Source organism: Enterococcus sp. SMC-9 (genome assembly GCF_021011285.1).
GTDB classification, from domain to species: Bacteria; Bacillota; Bacilli; order Lactobacillales; family Enterococcaceae; genus Enterococcus_C; species Enterococcus_C montenegrensis.
The window spans coordinates 1-21,784 of sequence record NZ_JAILYE010000008.1 but is presented as its reverse complement, the minus strand read 5'-3'; the positions used below and the strand labels follow the sequence as shown (position 1 = coordinate 21,784).

The 21,784-nt window shown below is 38.4% G+C and carries 23 protein-coding genes; 20 read left to right on the top strand and 3 right to left on the bottom strand.

Annotation, left to right across the window (positions count from 1 at the left end):
- Positions 1-7 precede the first annotated feature (7 nt).
- The 15 genes from K4422_RS12445 to K4422_RS12375 all read left to right on the top strand — a co-directional run bounded on the left by K4422_RS12445 (position 8) and on the right by K4422_RS12375 (position 14,816).
- Positions 8-901: an SU10 major capsid protein gene (locus K4422_RS12445; protein WP_230711322.1), complete on the top strand. Its 894-nt coding sequence runs from the start codon at positions 8-10 to the stop codon at positions 899-901.
- A 46-nt stretch (positions 902-947) separates the two neighbouring features.
- Positions 948-1,196, top strand: coding sequence for a hypothetical protein (locus K4422_RS12440; protein ID WP_230711321.1), 249 nt, complete (start codon positions 948-950; stop codon positions 1,194-1,196).
- Positions 1,197-1,206: 10 nt separating this feature from the next.
- Complete coding sequence (locus K4422_RS12435; protein ID WP_230711320.1) at positions 1,207-1,548, top strand: hypothetical protein; 342 nt, start codon at positions 1,207-1,209, stop codon at positions 1,546-1,548.
- Positions 1,548-1,913: a hypothetical protein gene (locus K4422_RS12430; RefSeq protein WP_230711319.1), complete on the top strand. Its 366-nt coding sequence runs from the start codon at positions 1,548-1,550 to the stop codon at positions 1,911-1,913. Before K4422_RS12435 ends, K4422_RS12430 begins: the two co-directional genes overlap by 1 nt.
- A complete protein-coding gene (locus K4422_RS12425) occupies positions 1,906-2,304 on the top strand; it encodes an HK97 gp10 family phage protein (protein ID WP_230711318.1) in 399 nt (132 codons plus the stop codon). Before K4422_RS12430 ends, K4422_RS12425 begins: the two co-directional genes overlap by 8 nt.
- Positions 2,301-2,678, top strand: a complete 378-nt coding sequence (locus K4422_RS12420; protein WP_230711317.1) for a phage tail terminator family protein — start codon at positions 2,301-2,303, stop codon at positions 2,676-2,678. Before K4422_RS12425 ends, K4422_RS12420 begins: the two co-directional genes overlap by 4 nt.
- Positions 2,678-3,280 carry a major tail protein gene (locus K4422_RS12415; RefSeq protein WP_230711316.1) on the top strand — a complete coding sequence of 201 codons (603 nt, stop codon included), beginning with the start codon at positions 2,678-2,680 and terminating at the stop codon, positions 3,278-3,280. Before K4422_RS12420 ends, K4422_RS12415 begins: the two co-directional genes overlap by 1 nt.
- Positions 3,280-3,621, top strand: coding sequence for a phage tail assembly chaperone G (gpG, locus tag K4422_RS12410; protein WP_230711315.1), 342 nt, complete (start codon positions 3,280-3,282; stop codon positions 3,619-3,621). Before K4422_RS12415 ends, gpG begins: the two co-directional genes overlap by 1 nt.
- A gap of 215 nt (positions 3,622-3,836) precedes the next feature.
- Positions 3,837-6,566: a phage tail protein gene (locus tag K4422_RS12405; protein ID WP_230711314.1), complete on the top strand. Its 2,730-nt coding sequence runs from the start codon at positions 3,837-3,839 to the stop codon at positions 6,564-6,566.
- Positions 6,566-7,306, top strand: coding sequence for a phage tail protein (locus K4422_RS12400; RefSeq protein ID WP_230711313.1), 741 nt, complete (start codon positions 6,566-6,568; stop codon positions 7,304-7,306). The genes K4422_RS12405 and K4422_RS12400 overlap by 1 nt, the downstream gene beginning before the upstream one ends.
- Positions 7,303-10,116, top strand: a complete 2,814-nt coding sequence (locus tag K4422_RS12395; protein ID WP_230711312.1) for a phage tail spike protein — start codon at positions 7,303-7,305, stop codon at positions 10,114-10,116. The genes K4422_RS12400 and K4422_RS12395 overlap by 4 nt, the downstream gene beginning before the upstream one ends.
- Positions 10,116-10,640 carry a CHAP domain-containing protein gene (locus K4422_RS12390; RefSeq protein ID WP_230711311.1) on the top strand — a complete coding sequence of 175 codons (525 nt, stop codon included), beginning with the start codon at positions 10,116-10,118 and terminating at the stop codon, positions 10,638-10,640. Before K4422_RS12395 ends, K4422_RS12390 begins: the two co-directional genes overlap by 1 nt.
- A 6-nt stretch (positions 10,641-10,646) precedes the next feature.
- Positions 10,647-12,911, top strand: coding sequence for a glycerophosphodiester phosphodiesterase (locus tag K4422_RS12385; RefSeq protein ID WP_230711310.1), 2,265 nt, complete (start codon positions 10,647-10,649; stop codon positions 12,909-12,911).
- A 290-nt stretch (positions 12,912-13,201) separates the two neighbouring features.
- Positions 13,202-13,588, top strand: a complete 387-nt coding sequence (locus K4422_RS12380) for a phage holin family protein (RefSeq protein WP_442896733.1) — start codon at positions 13,202-13,204, stop codon at positions 13,586-13,588.
- 61 nt (positions 13,589-13,649) lie between these two features.
- Entirely contained in the window at positions 13,650-14,816 is a 1,167-nt protein-coding gene (locus K4422_RS12375) for an SH3 domain-containing protein (protein ID WP_230711308.1), read from the top strand.
- A gap of 38 nt (positions 14,817-14,854) precedes the next feature.
- Here K4422_RS12375 and K4422_RS13640 read toward each other — a convergent pair whose 3' ends face one another.
- The 3 genes from K4422_RS13640 to K4422_RS12360 form a co-directional block, all read right to left on the bottom strand.
- The gene (locus tag K4422_RS13640) at positions 14,855-16,069 is read right to left on the bottom strand and encodes a LysM peptidoglycan-binding domain-containing protein (RefSeq protein ID WP_230711307.1); all 1,215 of its coding nucleotides are present in this window, start codon (positions 16,067-16,069) and stop codon (positions 14,855-14,857) included.
- Between the two features lie 356 nt (positions 16,070-16,425).
- Positions 16,426-16,695, bottom strand: coding sequence for a hypothetical protein (locus K4422_RS12365; protein WP_230711306.1), 270 nt, complete (start codon positions 16,693-16,695; stop codon positions 16,426-16,428).
- A 2-nt stretch (positions 16,696-16,697) separates the two neighbouring features.
- Complete coding sequence (locus K4422_RS12360) at positions 16,698-17,060, bottom strand: hypothetical protein (protein WP_230711305.1); 363 nt, start codon at positions 17,058-17,060, stop codon at positions 16,698-16,700.
- Positions 17,061-17,455: 395 nt separating this feature from the next.
- On the opposite strand from K4422_RS12360, the gene K4422_RS12355 reads away from it, so the two are divergent.
- From K4422_RS12355 to K4422_RS12335, 5 genes are all read left to right on the top strand, one after another.
- The gene (locus K4422_RS12355) at positions 17,456-19,198 is read left to right on the top strand and encodes a sensor histidine kinase (protein WP_230711304.1); all 1,743 of its coding nucleotides are present in this window, start codon (positions 17,456-17,458) and stop codon (positions 19,196-19,198) included.
- The gene (locus K4422_RS12350) at positions 19,198-19,923 is read left to right on the top strand and encodes a LytR/AlgR family response regulator transcription factor (RefSeq protein WP_206904235.1); all 726 of its coding nucleotides are present in this window, start codon (positions 19,198-19,200) and stop codon (positions 19,921-19,923) included. The genes K4422_RS12355 and K4422_RS12350 overlap by 1 nt, the downstream gene beginning before the upstream one ends.
- A gap of 200 nt (positions 19,924-20,123) precedes the next feature.
- Positions 20,124-20,543, top strand: coding sequence for an antiholin-like murein hydrolase modulator LrgA (gene lrgA, locus K4422_RS12345; RefSeq protein WP_206904231.1), 420 nt, complete (start codon positions 20,124-20,126; stop codon positions 20,541-20,543).
- Between the two features lies 1 nt (position 20,544).
- Positions 20,545-21,231, top strand: a complete 687-nt coding sequence (gene lrgB, locus K4422_RS12340) for an antiholin-like protein LrgB (RefSeq protein WP_230711303.1) — start codon at positions 20,545-20,547, stop codon at positions 21,229-21,231.
- A gap of 20 nt (positions 21,232-21,251) precedes the next feature.
- On the top strand, positions 21,252-21,784 hold a 533-nt coding region (locus K4422_RS12335; protein ID WP_329957735.1), incomplete at its 3' end, for a pyruvate formate lyase family protein.

Here is a 21,784-nt window from a genome sequence, read left to right as displayed (position 1 = left end):
AATCAAAATGAAGAAAACATCAGTTAACAATTTAGAGTATTTAGATATCTCACCAGCTATTAATGCTATGCAAGTACCAAACACGCCATTTTTAAGCTATCTATTGGGTGCGGGCAAAACTGCGCCAGCAGGATCAACAGAAATTAAATGGCGAGAATACGAAATCAACTCCGACGATTCTTCTGAACAATTAGAAGGCGGAGAATATAAAGATGCCGAATCAGGTCGTAATTGGATCAGCAATTACCAAGAAATCTTCCGGAAATCAACATCTGTCTCTGGAACATTAGATACAATCAACATTAATGGAATCGGTAGCGAATTAAATAATCAAGTTGCCTTGCGTGGTATGGAAATGAAAATCGATTTGAACCGCAAATTAATTACTGGTGTAAAAACAGATGAAGTTGGTTCGGTTGGTCGTAAAATGAATGGTATTTTGAACTTGATTAACGCGGGTAATAAAGTTGAAACGGCTGCTGCTGGTGCGGTAACGCGAAAAGATATTGATAATATGTTCCGCGTTATGTTCAACAAAGGATATATGGGCGAAAAACTTTGCTTAGTATCTCCGGATATGCAAGACTTGATGACCGATGAAGTTGATGGCAAATCTAATAAGATCGTTCAATTTGGCGAAACTGTTGCATTCGGCTTGCAATTAGGGAAAATCGTATCTAACTACGGTACTGGTATTGCTTTGATTGAACCAGCATTGCCGGTGGGTACTATTGCAGCAGTGGACACTAATTACGTGAAATTGCGTTCATTACGGGAATGGAGAGCTGAAGAGTTAGCGAAAACGACTGATTCTCGTCGTATTGGGCTGGTAGGCGAATATTCTCTTGAATACAACGCTTCTAACTCTGGCTCTATTTTAAATTTAAAAGCAGGGGAATAGAGATGGCTTAACTGCTGTCTCTATTTTTAATTTAGGAGGAATTTTTATGGCTAAAAAAGTTGAAGAAACAATTGAAAAGGAAGAAGTAAAAACGGTCGAAGAAGAATCTAAAAATGTACAAGAAGTAAGTAAAGTTGAATTTCGTGTAGCAAAAGATAAAAACTTTGTCGGTTTCGTCCATCCTAAAACACGTCGTTTTGTGACTGGCGATAAAGATGGAAAGTTTTTTATTAAAGATAATGATACTGATGCATTGAAGATTTTACGTGAAGCTGCTGACATTGTAGAGATTTAGGAGTGATCGTATGGACGATTCACTAAAAGAAAAAATTATTGCATCAGTTTCAGCCCAGCTGCCCGATGCGAATAAAGAACGCTTAGAAACTCTATTAGAATTAATCGTTTTAGAAGTTGAATCATATAATACTTGTGGAAATGATGTTCCTTGGGAAAAGCTACAGGGCGTGATTACAGAGGTTTTGTATCAATCGGCTAATGATGAGCTTAAAACGGTAGTAGCGTCTGTTAAACGAGGTGATACGACTATTAGCTACGCTTCTAAAACAAGTATGATTCAAGGGCTACTAGTGAACTATCTCGATTTAATCAAACGCACTATCGGGTGTGGCGGATTGGAGTTTTTCTGATGAATGAGGCGGATATTTTAGCAATGACATACGAAGACAGTTGCACGATCTCCCGTTTGCAAGATGTTGAGGATTCAGAAACAGGAATTACAGAGCAAGCTTATGTTCCCGTCCATACAGACATTCCTTGTGCGCTATCACAAGCACAGCAAGATGGATTAGCTGTGTTAGAAGGTGGCATGTTAAACGTGGCGACAGATGAATATAAGCTATTCATTCGTCCGGAGATTACCATTCAAAGGGGCGATAAGGTCGACACCTTTCAATCGGCTTCTGGAATCTCGTTTGAACTATATGCGACTAAACCATTCTACTACCCTAGCCATTGCGAAGTCGGCCTGACAGGACGTGAGCCAAATGGGTGACGTTAGATTTGAAAGTAATGCTAAAGAAGTTATAAAGCAATTTGAACAAATGACTAAACTTACTCAAAGAGAAGGCGAAGCATTTGTCAACGATTCGTTGAATAAGGTTTGGGAGCAAGCAGTGCCGTTAACCCCAATAAAGACCGGTAATTTAAGACGAGGTTATCGCGTAATGAAAGCGCGCAAACTATCCACCGGAAGAATTGTTGGGGCTTTGATTAATAACGAAAAATACTTTAAATATGTGAACGATGGTCACAGGACTAAAAACGGAGGGTTCGTTAAAGGTCGTTTTATGATACAACGTGCTACCAATTTAGCAAACATGACGTATATTCCGCGGCGATGGAAAGTTATGGCGATTAAAGTGCTGAAAGGAGCGAAGAAATGAAATCAAAAATAATGCGTGCAATTACACAAAAATTAAAGCAAATTGAACCAGCTGCGGCAATCTACGAGGATAGTGTCATGCAGTCTTCAAAAGATTTTTACTTTGTTCTTTCGGTTGAGCCAGCGGGAACGGAGAATGTGGGCATTAATGTTCAAAATAAAGCGTTTTTAGTTGATATTGCTTTAGTTGATAATAAACCTAACAAAAATCTAATAAACGAAAAAGTCTCACAATGTGAGGCTTTTTTTAATGTTATTGAAATTGATAACAATCAAATATTTCCGGAAGACTATATGCCGGATAAAACAGACGGAGTGCAGCATATCCGATTCACCGTTGCATTTCCACAATATATCGAATGGAGTGAAAGTTAATGGGAGAAAAGAAAAGTAAAACAGGAATTATCTCAGTTGAAAAACCAACATGGTTTCCTTTAGTAGATGATTTATCTGACCAACCAACTTATGGTCCAGCGCTAACAATGGGAACTGCGGTTAGTATTAAACCGACTGCAAATTATGAAACGAATCAGGATTTTGGAGATGGAGTTGTACAAGATCAATTTACAGCATTTGGTGGTGCAGAAGTTGAACTTGAATCTAACGGCTACACGCATAAAGTGTTATCAGAAATCACTGGAGGAAAATTATTAAAAGGTGGAGCATTACGTTCTGGTGAAGATATTGCGCAAGATGGCGCTTTTGCTTATCGTCGTAAAAAATCAAATGGCAAGTATCGCTACACCGTTTTTTACAAAGGTCAATTCGCATTGGATTCTGATGAAACTTCAACGTTAGAAGGTAGCAAGGTCACCTTTACGCACCCAACGTGGAAAGGGACATTTGTTGATATTCCTGGCTTGGGTTATATGTATTCGGTCGATGAAGATGACGAAGAGGTTGATAAAGATATGATTAAAAACTGGTTTACTACACCGGCCAATCCATTAGTGACTGAAGCAGGAGGAAATGAATAATGTCAAAATTACAAACAAAAATCAAAATTATGCAAAAAGACTCAGAAGGTAAATTCAAATCAAAACAATATACATCTGCTGAATTCTTACCGGGACCAGTTGTTGAGCAAGCGGCAGAAATAATGGAAGAAATGTATGAAGCAGACGGTGGTGAAGAAACGACTAGCGCTCTCAAAAAAGCATACGGATTTATTGCTGATACTATTTTTGAAGGTCAATTCACTGGTGAAGAATTTCGACAAGGTGTTGATGCGCGCGAAATTGCGTCTTTGACCGGAAAATTACTAAAATCTGTGACTGCTGGCTTTAATGAAACATATGGCGATACGAAAAAAAAGTAACAGACTATCTAAAAGATCCTATGTTTAAATACACATCGACATATCAAGAAATGGATTTGAAGACGCAACTGCTAGAAGCAGGATGGACTCTCCCAGAAATTGAGAGAACTGATCTGGATGAGCTAGTGCGTCTTTTTGCGTTTAGAGATGCAGTCAGTGAGCATGAGGAACTTGAATACTTCGACGAATACACGATGTTCTAAGGGGGTGGCACTTTGAACAATGACGACTTAGTCTTAAAAATGATATTAGACGAATCAGGCTTTACGGCTGGCATGAATAATGCTGTCAAAAAATTAGGAACATTTGATGGCACTATAAAACAGACTGGCGATAAAGGTGGAAAGTCGCTTGGAAGTATGTGGAAAGTCTTTGCTGGGAGTTTTTTAGCCAGCGGTGCCACTCGCATCGTGGGTGCTGGTTTTGATTTAATTAAGGGCTCAATTAGTGGAGCAATTGATCGCGTTGATACGATGAATAATGCTGTTCGCAACTTCCAAAATATGGGTTTTGAAAAGTCAGAAATTAATAGAACGATTGGCAAAAATGGCACGCTATCGAAAGGAATTCAAGGACTTCCAACAGCGTTGAATGACGCAATAAGTCACGTACAATTACTTGCATCGTCTACAGGAGATTTAGGTCGCTCTGATAAAATATTCCGTGCTTTAAATGATGGGATACTAGGTTTTGGAGGAACAACTGATCAAGTTAATGAAGCCGTAATTCAACTTTCACAAAGCTTTTCAAATGGAAAAGTTGATGCTCAAACATGGAATTCAATGATTAATGCACAGATGGGGCCCACTTTATCAGCTATTGCTAAAAAAATGGGAATAACGATGGGCCAATTGAAATCCGGATTATCAGAAGGGAAAATATCAGTTAAAACATTTCAAGACCAATTAATTGAAATGGACACTAAGGGTGGTGGTGGCTTAAAATCTCTAAACCAAATCGCAAAAGATTCGACTAAAGGTATAAAGACGTCTATTCAAAATGCGAGAACAGCTGTCACCCGTGGAGTTGGTGAAATCATAGAAAGTCTAAATAAGGCATTGGTTGATGCTGATTTAGGTGGATTTAAAGGTATTATCGATAAATTTGGCGGAGCAATGGAATCATTTTTAAAAGTCTTGGCTGCGAATATTCCGAAAGCCGTCACATTTTTAGGCAATCTTTTTCGTGTATTAGAAAATTTTGCATCGGGATTAAAAGTTGTGTTACCCTTCCTAATTCCTTTTGCAACAGCGTTTGGTGCATTTATGTTTCAACTAAAGGGTATTCCTACAATTATTAAATCTTTTAACAATTTAAAGATGGCGATTACTGGCATAGGGAACTCACTCAAAATAATGGGAGCTGTTGCAGCTGCTAATCCATTTGTTCTGATAATTGGAGCAGTTGTTGGAGCTATTGCTGTTTTTGGTTATTTTATGGCTACAAATGAAGATTTTAGAAATAAAGTAATTAATATATGGAATTCCGTCAAAGATACAGTCGTTGGCGTTTTGCAAGGAATTAAGCAGTGGGGAATTGATACTTGGAATTCTATTAAAGACACTTGGTCGAATGCAAAACAATGGTTTTCAGATTTATGGTCTGAAATAAAAAATACAGCAAATGATCTATGGCAAGGTACGATTGATTCCGCGAAATCTGCTGTACAAGGAATAAAAGATGCTTGGTCTGATACAAAGCAGTGGTTGGGGGATTTGTGGCAATCCATTAAGGACACAGCAAGTAAATTATGGTCGAATTTTTCCGAAGCTATCATGCCTTATATCAGCCCAATTGTTGATGGAATAACAAACGCTTTTTCAAATGTGAAAGAAGGATTATCCACAATTTTCACAGAAATTGGTGAAATTGCCGCTAACGCTTTTGAAATCTTAAAAAATATTATTCTTACACCCGTACTTTTTGTGACCTCAATGATTTCGGGTGGCTGGGTTGAAGCCAAAAATAATATGATTGGTATTTGGAATAATATATCGGAAGCGGCAGGAAATATTTGGCTCTCTATCAAAACAATTATTTCAACATATTTTACGATGTTGGTTGACTCGGTAATCGGATTGGCAACTGGTTGGTATCATACACTAGTTAATATTTTTGTTGGCATTAAAGATGGGGCGATTTCAAAAATCAGCGAAATGGTTGCGGGTGTCAAAAATTGGTGGAGTAATTTAGTGACAAGCGTTAAAACATTTGCTACTGATTTGAAAAACTCTGCTATCCAAGCTTTTGAAAATATGAAAGCGGGAGCTATACAACGAGTAAAAGATTTGAAAAACAATGCGATTAATACATGGCAGACATTAAAGAACAACGTAGTTAATACGGCGAATAAACTAGTCGTAGGTGCCGAAAATGCTTGGGAAAATCTAAAAAGAGGAGTATCTGACGCTGTTAACCGTGTTAAAAATATTTTTGATGATTTAAAGAATATTAATCTATTTGAAATTGGAAAAAACATCATCGATGGATTGATTAACGGTATTCAAGAAAAGTTTGGGAACTTAAAGAAAAAAGTCAGCGATATAGCTGGAACAATTACTGGTGGACTTAAAAATTTACTGAATATCCACTCTCCTTCTCGATTAATGCGTGATCTAATTGGGAAAAATGTTGTTTTAGGTATCGTTGAAGGGATTGACGAAACTAGTCCTAAACTAAAAAAATCTTTAGATAATTTACCTTTTGAAAATACTGAATTACCAACTGTTAGTTTGAAGGCTAAAACAGAAACAAGTAATTCAGCCAATGAGACAAAAACTAAGAGCTCGGATTCAGGTAATCACACAAGTCAAGAAATTCATTTACATTTAACGGTTTATGGAGATATGCCAGATTCAGTAATTCGTCAAATGGCGAAGAAAATGAAGCTGGAGCTTACCCGTTTAATGCAAAATGACGCTGATGCAGTAGGAGGGATGATTTAATGCAATTCAAAAGAGGACAATTTTTAATTAATGGTAAGTATTCTGAAGAGTTCAATGTTTTTATTCGAAATCGTCCTATTTCTACTTCAGCTAGTCGTGTGGTTGAGTTGCGTGAGAGGGAAGGCGGAGATTCGATTGTTATTGACAAAGCCTACCACAAGAACACATCTAAAAAGATAGAATGCTACTATAAAGCGCCAAGTTTGGAAGATGTACAAGAATACGAAGACAGAATCACCGCTTGGTTAGATATGGGGAACTATAGTGATTTTGTCGTCTATTATGACCCCCATTATATTTATCAAGCAATTGTTACCGAAGCGCCAGAATTTAAAGGGACACGTAAAACAGGAAATATTGTGCCATTTGAATTCACGGTTAGCTTACGACCGTTTAAAGAAAATCGTTCGGGAAGAGATTCCAAAGTGCGAACTGTGCCATTTGCTTTAATAAACACTGAGAAGTATGCGTCTAAACCGCTCATTAAATTGACTGGTTCGGGCGATGCTTCTTTTTTTATTAACGATAAAGAATTCAAACTTAAACAACTTGATCGTGAATTAATTATTGATTCAAAAATTGAAGAATCTTATCGGGCTTTAGATGGGGCATTAGAACATCAAGATCTCGTTACAGCATTTTTAGATTTTCCTGAATTAGTGCCTGGCAGAAACGATTTCCGCTGGACGAGCAATATTAAAACTTTTGAAATTACTCCAAGGTGGTGTCGAAAAGTATGAAACCAAGAATTTATGCGCCGAGTGAAACAGATTTTTCTACTAACGGACTTGGAATTTTAAGAGATTGCTCTTACGTTGAAATCACAGAAGAGGCAAACGGGAAATATGAATTGGAGTTAGAATATCCGCTTGGAACACGATTTGATGAATATTTTGAAGATGACTATCAAATCAAAGCAAAACCAAATGACCAAGAAGACTATCATATATTCTATATTGACGATAAAGACGTCGATACCTTTATGGATACAGTCACAGTCTATGCTAAATCTCGCACGTATCGTCTTGGTAGACGTGCTGTAACAAAAGTAGAAGTTGATTCTCAAACAGCTCAAAATGCAATGAAGCTCATTGAAAACGGCATGGATAAGTCATCTGATATTCTGTTGTATTCAGATATTCCAACGACTTCTAGCACGACATTTGAGGCACGAAATGTTTTAAATTGTATAGCCGGTGAACAAGGTTCTTTGCTGCAATATTGGGGCGGAGAAATCAAACGTGAACCATTCAGACTATCGCTTTTAAAACGTCGTGGGCGCGATAATATTGGGACTATTCGTTATGGAAAAGATTTAGCAGGTTTAAAAATCAAGCTTGATTGGTCGGGAATGAAGACGCGCATTATTCCCTACGTTGATGCACAAGGTGCGGAAGGTACCTCTAATCGCATCTACGGGAATGTTGTGAATAGTCCTCTGGTTGATAAGTATCCAGACGTGCGTACTGAATTCGTACAGTTTACGGAAGACCAAGGTGTAAAAGATTTAAACTCCTTAAACAAGGTTGCAACCAACTATTTTAAATCTATCAACCCTGGTTGTGATAAACCAAAGATTTCAATCACAATTGAATTTGATAAGTTGACAGATAGTGAAGAAGCAAAGGAGTTTGCACGAATTCGAAACTATGGACTTTTTGATACTTTCCACGTTTATCACAAAAAATATGATATTTATTTAGAATCAAAAGTTACTGGTATTGTCTACGATACGTTGAACGAAAAAACTAAAACTTTAGTTGCTGGTGATACGCAAGTTGCTTTTTACCAGCAACAAACAAATCAATTTCAAGAGAAATTAAAAGAGTATGCTACTAACAGTTATATGAGTGGGTTTACAGACTATGTATCAGCCATGATTACTGGTGGAGGGCAAGCAGGAGGACATGTTGTATTGTGGCCAAAAACACAGCCGTCCAATATTTTGATTATGGATACTCCTGATATTAATACCGCAAAACATGTGATTCGCTTAAACAAAAACGGCATTGCATTTTCTAAGAACGGCTGGAATGGTCCCTTTAATTCAGCGTGGACGATTGATAGTGTGTTTAATGCTGATTTTATTTTGACCGGTAAAATTATTGCTGAAGTTTTCGAGACGTCGTTTAATGCACTAGGAGACCAGCTTAAGTTAGTTGCCGGTGCTCTTCAAGCGTGGAATAATGGCAAGAAAATCATGGAAATGACCAAAAAAGGCATGGAATTTTGGAGTGGCAATAAATCAATCGGTACAATTGGTACTGAAGGAAATCCTTTTCCAGAATTAGTCGTTGGTGCAGATTCTGATGGCAATCCTATTTTCGCTGATTTTGATGGTAAAGCGTTACAAATTAATCTTGATTCAAACGGCGAAGCTGCTCTTATTAGTTCAAAAAAAGGTGCTGGGATTATCGTCGGCAATAACGATATTTATCTAATAAATAAAAAAGTCCATATTATAGCAGATACAACAGACGTTAATGGAAAGCTGTTATTAAATGGTCGTGAAGTTTATCCAGGCCAAGGCGGTGGGCCCAGTGGCAATCCCGGCGATTGGGATGGAACGTATCCGACTGGTATCACGAGTTCTGCTGACAAATTTGCATGGCAATGGTGGGTATATTTAATTGCCCGTGGTTTTAGTAAAGCAGCCACTGCAGGAATCCTTGGTAATATTCGAGGCGAAGTTGGTCCTGAGATGAATCCTAACACTGAACAAGTAGGTGGTCCCGGGTTCGGCGGTGTACAGTGGGATGGTTCTTCCTATCCGCTAGTCGGTGCACCAACGTGGAATGGTCGTGAATATGTTCAACGCTTAATGGCCGAAGCTGGTATAACGGACGACTACACGGGGACAAAAGCACAATCAGCTTTAATTGATTGGTGTATGTATAATGGGCAATGGCTTGGCAAAGTTAGCCCAACATCAGTTTCTGGATTTAAATCCATGTCTGATCCTAAAGCTGCAGCTTATACATTCGAAGAGAATTTTGAGAGACCGGCAACTGCGCACCCAGAACGTCAAGGATGGGCACAGACGTGGTATGACAAGTTTAAAAATCTTGAAATCACACGACCAAACAGTGATATAGTGTCCATCGCCAAAGGATGGCTTGGCTGGTTTTACTATTTAATGGTTCACCCTTCCTCAGATCTGGGTGATTTAAATAATCCGAATAAATCTGGTGGTACAGATTGTTCAGGTTTTGTATGGCTAGTCTTGAATAAGGCGGGCTATCGTGTACCAGCTAACATGCAATGGTACACCGGCTCTATGACATCGGATGCGCGAGGGAGTCGAAATTGGCTAACGGAGATCAGTCAAAGTCAGTCACGAGCTGGCGATATTGTGATTTACAATTTAGTTGGCGGTGCTGGGAGCAATGGTCATACTGCTATTTTGTTAGAACCATACAAAGGCGATAGTACCCAGATAATTCAAATGGGCGGAGATAGCCGATACAGCGGTGTTAATATCTCAACAATCGGTTACTCGTTTGGGTCTCTTTTGAGCGGGGATAGATGTTTAGCAAGGGCGGTTAAATGATGTTTTATGAAAAAGGATTGAATCATTTGAAAAGATTAGTCGGACAATCGACAGGAAATGCACAGTGTTATGCAGTAGCAGCCGTCTATAGCGGCGTGATGCGAGGACCTGACCTTGGTGCGGGCACGTACTACAACGAGATGGACCCAATCGAGGGGCAGGATGTCTATTCCGCCTCTGAGATTGGACATGCGTACCATTGGGATAAATACGGCTGGGAGGTCATTGATAATCCAGAATACAGCCAGCTTAAAACGGGCGCTATTGTTTGTTTTGAGCGCTCTTTGGCTTTGACCAATACATTTATCACGCATGAGTATTACGGGCACTGTGCCGTGGTAAGTGGCTTAGAAAACGGCCTGATACAGACCTATGAGCAAAAAGGGGAACTAGGCGAAATCGTTGCAGAATATGAGCGAGAATATCTCGGAACCACATCAATCGTTTCGATGATTATTCCGCCTTTTTTTGATGGCGAACCTACAGAGTTCATTCACGGACAAGCAATAATTGAGGAGGAATGATGATTTTTGGAATTAAATCAATTTAGAGATGTGGATTTGGTGATTGATAAGGCCAATGACAACTTTATTCAGCGCCAGTTTGCCAGTCAGGGCGACTATCGAGGACGCACTATGACCGTCCAAGTAACGGACAACGGGCTAATCGGTAAAGTCCCTGGATTAATGCTTAATCTGCGCTGGCGAAATCAAGCGAGTGGATTAGCTGATTTATCCGCTTTTGAGTGTATCGATGTGGAAAATAGCTTGTTTAGGATTGAGTATCCCGTCCGCATGATGACGCCAGGAAAAGTAGTGGCTAATATCCAAGTCATCCAAAACGGGCAAGCTACACATCTTAAAACATTTGAGATGACCGTCCAAGCGTTGGCCGGGGAAATGACCGGAATCGTTAGTCAAGCGGAATATGGCGCTTTAGTGGCTGTTTTAGCGGATGCCAACAAATTTCGGACAGATATTGAAATCTTGGGAGACGAAAAAGCCGATAAGAAAGCTTTAGCTGAAACAGACGCAGAAGTAGCGGAACTTGACAGTACTAAAGCAGACAAAGTGGCTTTAGCCAATACAAATCAACAAGTATCCGGATTAGCAACTGGTAAGGTTGATAAGGGCGGCGCTAGCCAAGTTACGATGGGCATGCTGTCGCAAGAAGTCAAAACTGCAATGACGGGTGGTAGTGTAGCTGTTGTCGGAAAAGACGCGGTTAGTACGACTAATATAGTTGATAGATCAGTGACGGATACTAAAGTAGCAGCGCCAGTTCTTAAAGCAACGCTAATAATATCAGTTACTCCACCGAATTATGATAGAGCTAAAAAAACTTTCAAGTTTAATGGTGTTAATGGAGCCCAAGATCTTTTGATTTGGGGTAACGGGACAGCAACAAATCAATACTTGATACCAGCCGGTTTAGAAGTTGTGAATCAAATTACTGGAAGTTCTGCTTTTAAGTTGGTTTTTGATGTTACCTCCAAAACTTTCTCTTGGAAGTCATGGGTAACATCTTTGACCGCTAATGAAATTTTAGTGACATCGTTTCGAATTGGAACGGGGAATAAGCACATTTTTATTTCAGATTTTCCGATTTATATTGATGGGTTTCCAGCTGTAGATTACGCTCCCAGAATGCCTACAGTGCAGATTCTTGGTGGAGGATCTCCCGGAAGAATATATCCATTAATTTCCACGAAAAATAAGACACTTACATTTCCTTCCGGATTTGACTGGATATTCAGCGTTGACGGAGAACGATACTCTGGCGCAATCCCAACAACTGGATTAACAATTGACCTTGCTCAACTAACCGGTACCTCTGCTCATTATTTACTTTTTAAAACAGATACTTTAGAAATATTTGCTATTCCGTGGTCAGAATTACCCAAATACGCTTTAGGGCATGCTTTGCTTGGAACAATCAGAAATCAAGGTTCTACTTATAGCATATTTTTACCATTTCCATATCTGTTAGACGGAAAACTTTTTGGATATGATGGCGGTGAAGGAAATGTTAATGTCTCGCTTGACGCACCAGTGAAGTGTATTCATCATCGAGGCTTCTCGCGAAGTTATCCTGAGAATACAGAAGCTGCGTACAAGGGTAGTAAAAAAATTGGCGTCAATGAAGTGGAAATGGATTTAGTATTCACATCTGATAATGTACCTGTTAATTTGCATGATTTAACTATCAATCGAACTGCCAGGAATGCTGATGGGAGTAAAATCGATGAAGAAAAATATATTGAACAAATCACATACGCAGAAGCAGCTCAATATGATTATGGTTTGTGGAAAGGAGCAGAATTTAAAGGCCAGAAGTTAATGACGTTTGAGGACGCGCTTTTGATTTGTAAAAAATTAGATATGCGACTGCATATTGATCGAGCTAGCGCACACACAGTTGATCGCTTAAACATTGTAAAAAGTATAATGGAAAAGCACAACTTTCTTAACGTTATCCACTATGGGTACGACACGACAGGAATTGATAGAATCAGAAGCGTATTCCCTAAATCTGACATTCTTTATCTACTTTCATCGACAGATGTTACACAAGAAGTTGTCGATTTTTGCGAATCCAAAAATAAAGATGCTTTTTGTGGAATAACAGCATATGCACCGCTTTTAACGGAAGTTGGAACTAAACTGGCAACGTCAAAAGGTGTAGAAGTGTACGTTTGGGGAGCTGATAGCCTAGATAGAGAAAGTTTAGTTGACTGGGGTGTAACTGGTATCTCAACTGACTTTGCAAACATCCAACAAGAATTATTGGTGTAAAATAAAAAATTAATCAATATTTGATTGACAATCGAAATTTAAAAGGTTGAGTTCATCTTGGAAACGGGGTGAATTCAATTAATATTCAATATATTTCAAAAAATGGTTCTACATTTACTTTAAAAATGAAAACATCATTCTTAATTTTCTTGATTAGCTTACTCAAACGTTAATGTAGAACAAAAAAAGATTTAAAAGACAATCGGTTTTATTACCAATTGTCTTTTAATTTGTAGAAAGTGAAGGTATTTTGGATGAAACTTGTGGTTTTAATAGGAGGTACACAAATAATGGACTATCTATTTGGAGGTGGAGTGCCAGTTATGGCAGTCTACCTTATTTTTGTGGCGCTAGATATCGTAACAGGATATATCAAAGCGCTCAAAAGTCATAGTTGGAAATCGGCAATCAATTTGGAGGGATTACTTTATAAGTTCATGGCATTTGCCACAATCATAGCAGCTGCAGGATTAGACAAATTATCACCGCTTTTAGATATTAGTTTACCAATCAATGTCGCTCTTATCTGGACGGTGCTTTTATGCCTGTATGAATTTGGGAGCATTTTGGAAAATGCACATGCGGTAGGTTTAAAGATTGCATGGCTGCAAAAGTGGTTAGACGTCTTTGAGGATAATGCTGAAAGTAAAGGACCTGGCGACAAAGAAACTAAATAAGTTAATTAGTAGCTCTCATTGCGAGGGCTATTTTTTATAAATAAAATTGGGAGGTTTGTATATGAAAAAGCTAAAAAGTGTTTTAATGTCACTCATTATTGTGGTGACGATTGCAGTACCAAGTTTGGGGATTGGGTTATCAGCTAACGCCTACACAGTCGAAAAAGACTATATTGGCAACGGTGCACCAGCAGGCTACACGGTATCAAATGACTATATCATTCTACACGAAGCTGGAAACCCAAGTAACACTGGAGCTGATTCACTAGATCGAGAAGTTAGTTACATGAAGCGTAACTGGCAAAACGCATTCGTGAATTATTTTGTCGGTGGCGGTGGCCGGGTTATTAAATTAGCACAAGACGGAGCATATCAGTATGGTGCGGGAGCTTATGCGAATGGACGGGCATACGCTCAAATTGAACTAGCTCGCACTAACAATAAAGCTACTTTCCAAAAAGATTATAAGTCATACGTCAATTTAGCTCGTGATTTAGCTAAACGTGGTGGGATTCCAAAAACGCTTGATGGTACTGGAAAAGGTATTAAGTCGCATCAGTGGATATCATTAAATATCTGGGGAGATCACATGGACCCATATAGCTATTTAGCGAGTTGGGGCATTAGCAAAACGCAACTGGCAAAAGATTTGCAATCTGGTTTTACCATTCCTGTTAAACCAGACGTTGACCCAGAAACTCCTAAGCCTGGCACAGATACGCCAAAACCAGAAAAACCAAGTGTAAACTATGAAGCTAAAAACGGAACTTATGTATTTAGCACAGAAACTAAGATTCGTAGCGGGTTAGGGCTTAACGGCTACTATTCTGGCGTAAATTATAAAGTTGGTCAGTCAGTCAATTATGACCGTATTTATCGCAACGTTGACGGCTACGATTGGCTAAGCTACGTCAGCTATTCTGGTCAACGGCGTTGGGTAGCGATGATTGACGGGAATACTGAGCCACCCGTAACAGATAGTGGTTGGACTGAAGAATATGCCACATTTACAGCAGGGACGACTATAAATGTTAGAAGCGCAGCTACAACTGCAGCTAGTGTTGTAGCGCAATATAGCGCTGGCCAAGCAGTAACATATGAGGCTAAAAAGACAAGCGGTGGTTACGTTTGGATTCGTTATACTTCATATTCTGGCCAAAAACGATATATGGCGGTACGAACATATAGTAATGGAGTTCGTGGTAATTTATGGGGTACAATTAAATAAAATTAAAACCCCGATCTCGTTTTGAGGTCGGGGCTATTTTATTTGATTCGTAATTGCATTCCTGGGTACAGCAAAAAGTTATTTGGATCGATACCATTTAATTCATATAATTGATCCACGGAAATTCCTGCTCGTGCTGCAATTTGATTAGGTCCTTCACCGTTCTGCGCCGTTATATATTGCTCTTCGGCGGGTTCCGGAGATTGTGTTTGACGCGTTGGTTCATTTTCAGCTGCTTCTTGATTCTGCTGTTGGGTGGATTGACTAGGTTCTGTTTGATTTTCAACTTCGGGAGTCTGATAGCTTTCCTCTGAGTAAGCAGGTTCATTACTTTGAACATCTTCGGAAGAACTTGATTCATTTTTCTTAGTAGTATCAAACGGAGGTTCAGTTAGTTTTAATGAAGCAGCATCAGTATATTTTTCGACGAGTTTTTGATCAAAATCACCATTAAATTGCATTAGCACTAAATTGTCTTCATCGGCTGCGGTATATGAAAAAAGCATGGCTGAGCCTTTTCCTAAATCGTCATAATATTTCTTTGTTTCTTTAAGGTCCTTTAAATTATCAAATACGAAAATGCGAGCATTTTTTTGATCGTCTTCATTGTCTGTATTAATAAGCGAGAACATGGCGGCGTCTTTTGCCGTCATTGGAGCCATACCAAAATCATCTTTCGACATTTTTTTCTCGTTATGAACTACTAAAGACTTATTTTTGAACTTTTTAATATATTCGTTAATAGAGGCAACTTCTTTTTCTTTAGTTGATGTGGCAGTCGTACTAGACGACGCTGTTTTTGATTTCTTATAAGGCTTGAGAATCATTTTCTTTCCTTGGTCAGGATCGTCATTTTTTTCTTTATCTGGTGTGAAAATAATGTTCTTATCTTCTTTAGTTACTTTATAATAAGCCTCTTTATCAGTATCTTCTGTGAGTTGGAGTTTAATTTCATCCTTATTCAATTCATATTCGTAAGTAATATTCATTTGACCGGCAATTTGTTTTCCAAGTTCTTCACCAAAGCTCTCCCAATCGTTTTTAGCGCTAGACTTCATGCTAGAAGTATCAGCTTTCAAAGTCATAACATGATCTGAAAAAGTAGCTATTACGTCAAATGGTTCTTTGTCGTCTTTATTGGCCGCTTCAATAATCCAATCATTTGCTTTTAAATCGTCGGTAGTAACGCTTGATGAACACCCTGCGATTGTTAAACTTATAAATATAAAAAACGCCCCTAACACTTTTTTCACTTAAATCCCCACCTTCATTTTTACATAACTATATTATATCAGACACAAATAAAAAACCTACCCCAAAAAGGAGTAGGCGCGTGGCCAAGTTTAGAAAAAAGGAGTCACTAAGGGATTGACCACATACTTAGTTTGACATGGTTTTTGTCATTAATCAGTATATCTTTTGCAATATTTGAAATAACAATATACTATGATGCTGTTAGCAACAATATACTCCATAAAAAGAGTAGCACACTTAGTCAGCTTGGGGAAGATTTCTAGGTGAAGTGCTACTCTTTTAATTTGGGAAAATATTCCCGATTAAAGGATATCATTTAAGCTGAGAGTTGTCATTTTAATATGGCGAATAGTTGTTATTTGTTTCTTTTCGGATAAACACTTTTCTCAAATTCAATCACGATTTGAGGTTTGCCTAAGACGCTGTATTTTCTTACAACAAATTGTTTACGAGCATTATAATGACCAGCAATGCTGATTGTGCTATTAACAGTAACGTCAGCTAAAAAATTTAGTGCGTGGGTAGCGATTAAGCAGTGGTGCTCATTCAATTGAAAGTAGATTAGGGGATGATCAGACATTTTTAACACTTTGATTTGAGAAACAGTACCTTTTAAATTAATCATCATTATTCCTCCAATGCAGACCATTTTGCGACTTCAATAAATTCAACATTTCGTATTTCATCATAATCAACTTTTTGATTGGCAATATAGATCCCTAATTCATCGTAGCCTTGTATTTTACCGACAATGTCAGGCGAATAGTGGTTATCAGCATCTACTTCTTCTTTTTGAATTGCAATACTGCGATCTTTTAATCGAGCTTCATATAGTGTGCGATCTATTTCATCGGACGTCATTAGCTCTTTTTCCGGAACAATAAAATTTGTTTCTGTTTTTTCTTTAGATAGCTGTTTAGTATGTTCAGATAAAAAGAAACCATTCCACTTTAATAATTTTCGATCTTGATAAGGTGGTGGGATACGCATAAAATCACTTCCAAGTTTTTGATGCTTTAATTATACGAACGTACGTTTGTTTTTGTAAAGCGAACAGATTGTTAAGAATGAATTTTCAAGGGGCATAAAAGGGGCATATGCTATATAGGGTTATACAAAGATGAAATTAAATAAGGGACTTGAAATGCCTATATAGCAATGTTTATATGTTGATGTATAACAAGCCGCCTCCCAAGTAGACAATATTTAGAGTTGTATTAAAAACAGGAAAACAAACCGCTTTGAGCTACGGCTTAGGGCGGTTTGTTTTGTGTTTTTCTAAAATTGATGCGAGCTAATGGGCTATTTTTATTTTATTGAAAATTGACAATCAGGGTCCTTCACCACTACTATTAGGAAAATGGAAAATAAAAGAGGGCATACATATGTTGGATTTATTTATTTTGATGATGGAGCGAGTAGGCTTAATTATTTTATTAGCCTTTTTATTAGTAAATGTCTCCTATTTTAAGCGCGTACTAGAAAATCGGGAACAGTTTTCTTCTAAAGTCATTTTGATTGTTGTTTTCGGGCTGTTTGCCATTTTAACGAATTTTACCGGAATTGAAATTGCGGGTAATAAGATTGTACCAAGCAATTTTTTAACCCATATTTCAGAGAACACCTCCATCGCCAACGCCCGTACGCTAGTGATCAGTGTTGCCGGTTTAGTGGGCGGCCCAAGTGTTGGCGCAACCGTGGGTGGGATTGCAGGGATTCATCGCTTTTTCCAAGGTAGCGGGCAAGGTAGCTTTTATATCTTTTCTTCTTTTTTGATTGGTCTTGTTTCAGGCTTAATCCGATTACTACTAATTAAAAAGCAGTGGCAAAATAAAGCTTGGGTCTATGCGCTGGTGGGTATTTTGATGGAATCCATTCAAATGGTCTTCGTGGCTTTTTTTAGCGGACCAGCATTAGCGCAAATGATTGCTGGACCAATGATTATGATTAATGGCATTGGGACGTTTATTTTCATGTCCATTATTAATATCACTCTAAAACAAGAAGAACAAGCCAAAGCGGTTCAAACGCATGATGTATTAAATTTAGCAGCTCAAACTTTACCGTATTTTCGGGCAGGGTTAAAGCGGGAGTCCAGCCAAGCAGCAGCAGAAATTATTCAACGCTATACCAAATTAGCCGCAATCAGTATTACCGATAAACATCAAATTCTAGCCCATGTGGGGGCAGGCAGCGATCACCATATTCCAGAAATTGAAGTGATTACTGAACTTTCTAAAAAAGTTTTGCAATCTGGAAGTATGCTAATTGCCCATAGTAAAGAACAAATTGGGTGTAAAAATCCTAATTGTCCTTTGGCTGCTGCGATTGTTATTCCACTTTTTGCTCATGAAAAAGTTGTGGGTACTCTGAAAATGTACTTTACCGATGAAACAAAATTGACTTATGTGGAAGAAGAGCTGGCAGAGGGACTAGCAACGATTTTTTCTTCTCAAATCGAGCTAGGGGAAGCAGAAGAAAGAAGTCAACTGTTAAAGGATGCCGAAATTAAATCGCTACAAGCTCAAGTAAATCCCCACTTTTTCTTTAACGCCATTAATACAATTTCCGCTTTAATGCGCCGTGATACCAATCAGGCTCGCAGTTTATTATTACAGTTAAGTACGTATTTTCGGGGGAATTTGACTGGTGCCCGCCAAACAAAGCTACTTTTAAGCCAAGAATTGCAACATTTAGCAGCCTATTTACAATTAGAACAAGCTCGATTTCCTAATCGTTACCAAATCGATGTGAAAATAAAAGACGAGCTTCAATCAGCTTTGATTCCGTCATATGCTGTCCAGATTTTGGTTGAAAATGCGATTAAACATGCTTTTTCTAATCGTAAAGAAAATAATCATGTTCACGTAACCATTACCAGTAAAAAAGATGTTTTAATTTTACAAGTGGAAGACAATGGTGTGGGAATAAAAGCTGCGTTATTGTCGCAATTAGGCAAACAAGCTGTTGTTTCTGAAAAAGGAACGGGGACAGCGTTGGAAAATTTGAATCGACGTTTACACAGCTTATATGGCGATGCTGGTCAGTTAAAAGCGGAAAATAAAGCAGCTGGTGGTGCGGTCTTTACCATTAGCCTACCATTGGAGCTTGAAGGAGGAAATGAATAATGCATGTGCTTTTAGTTGATGATGAACCCTTAGCAAGAGAAGAGTTAAATTATTTGGTCAGTCAACATCCTGCTGTGACCAGTGTGGCGCAGGCAGAAAGTGTGTTAGAGGCGATGACTAAAATGATGGAACAAAAACCAGATATTCTATTTTTAGATATTCATTTAACTGATGAAAGTGGTTTTGAATTAGCAGAAAAACTCGTCACCCTCAGTGATCCACCTTACTTGGTTTTTGCCACAGCCTATGATGATTACGCATTGCAGGCGTTTCAAGTCAACGCGAGTGACTATTTATTAAAGCCCTTTGAAGAAAAAAGAGTGATGGAAATTATTGATAAAGCAAAAAAACAGGTGAATAAAAACCAAAGAACAACAACCAAAAGCGTAGAACAATTTTCAACGTTTCCCATTCATAGCGACGATCGTATTTTTTTAATTAATCCTGAAACGGTTCAAATGGTTTCAGTGGATGAACGCAGTCTTAGCATTTTTACCGATGAAAAACAGTACGTGACAACAGGAACCTTAAGTGGGATTGAACAAAAATTACCGCCAGCCCTTTTTATTAAAACGCAGCGTAGTTTTATTATTAATGTGACAAAGGTAAAGGAAATCCAGCCTTGGTTTAATCATACATTGCAAGTTACGATGGAAAATGGGGAAAAAGTTCCCGTTAGCCGCTCCTATTTAAAAGCGTTTAAAGAGCGGTTAAATTTAGAATAAATAGGTGTGAAAAATCGCGATAAAAGGTTGTAGAAACTGATGAAACGCAGTGCATTTGTAAAGAGGACACATGACGGTGTAAGTCATGTGCCTTTTTTTGCATTTCATGATTCAAATGACGCAACTTATGAAGAAAGCGGTAACAAAGTTGGGAATTCTCGTATACTAAGCATGTAAACAAAACAAAGGAGCGAAAAAACATGGAAAAAAAAGTTTATTCATTCTTACAACAGGCTTTCGTATTTGCACTAATTATGCTCATTTCAAATGGTATTGCTAAAGTATTACCTCTTGCAATTCCACCTTCATTAATCGGGATGCTACTTTTATTTGGTGCTTTATGTACGGGCATTGTTAAATTAGAACAAATTGAAGGATTAGCTAACAGCTTATCAAGTGTGATTACTTTCTTATTTGTGCCATCAGGTATTTCGCTTGTTAATTCATTAGGGATTATGAAAAGCTCTGGCATCCAAATTCTAGTGGTTATTCTCATTGCAACTTTAGCTTTAATGGCAGCGACAGGTTGGGGCTCAAGTTTGTTATTGGGTATTAAAGATCGCCATGCACAAGCAGATGAAGAAAAATCACTTAACAAAGGTTTAAAGGAGGTTTCTTAATATGACACCATATGTTGGTATTATCATTTCTCTAGTCGTTTTTGGTATCGGTACATTTTTATTTAAAAAAAGCAAAGGCTTCTTCTTATTTACTCCGTTGTTTGTCGCGATGATATTAGGTGTTATAGTTCTAGAAATCACAGGTATCAGCTATGACGACTACAATGAAGGTGGCAAAATTATCATGTTCTTTTTAGAACCTGCCACAATCGCCTTTGCCATTCCCTTATATAAAAAAAGCGATATCTTAAAAAAATACTTTATGGAAATTATGGTAGCCATTACAATTGGGTCGGTCGTTTCAGCCGGTTCTGTGGTTTTAGCTGGTTACATAATTAAGATGCATCCCCAACTCATTGCCTCTTTACTTCCCCAGGCGGCAACAACAGCAATTGCGGTTCCTGTTGCTACTTCAGTTGGTGGTATCGCTTCTATCGCAGCCTTTTCGGTTATCTTTAATGGTGTTTTAGTTTATGCATTAGGTGCTATTGCTTTGAAATGGTTTAAAGTTAAAAATCCAATTGCTAAAGGCTTAGCACTCGGTGCGGCGGGTCATGCTTTAGGGGTTGCCGTTAGTATGGAGATGGGGGAAACAGAAACAGCGATGGCAAGTATTTCCGTTGTCGTTGTCGGAATTACAACAGCCGTGGTAGTTCCAATTGTCGCAAGTGTAATGGGAATTATTTAAAAATAAAGGAGTATTGACAAATGCAAAAGACAGTAGATTTACAGACAAACGCTTGGCAAGGATTTAAAGGAAAACAATGGCAAGGAGAAATTAACGTACGTGATTTTATCCAAGCAAACTACACACAATTTGACGGCACAGATGAATTTCTAGCTGGCCCAACAGAAGCTACCACAAAACTTTGGGATCAAGTAATGGAATTAAACAAACAAGAACGCGACAACGGTGGCGTTTTAGACATGGACACAAAAGTAGTTTCAACGATTACTTCTCATGGTCCTGGTTATTTAAATAAAGATTTAGAAACGGTGGTTGGTTTCCAAACAGACAAACCTTTCAAACGTGGTTTACAACCATTTGGTGGAATTCGTATGTCTGAACAAGCCGCTGAAGAATACGGTTTTGAAATCGATCCTGAAATTTCACATATCTTCCGCGACTACCGCAAAACCCATAACCAAGGGGTCTTTGATGCGTATACACCAGAAATGCGCGCAGCACGTCGCTCAGGTGTCATTACTGGTTTACCAGATGCCTATGGCCGTGGCCGTAT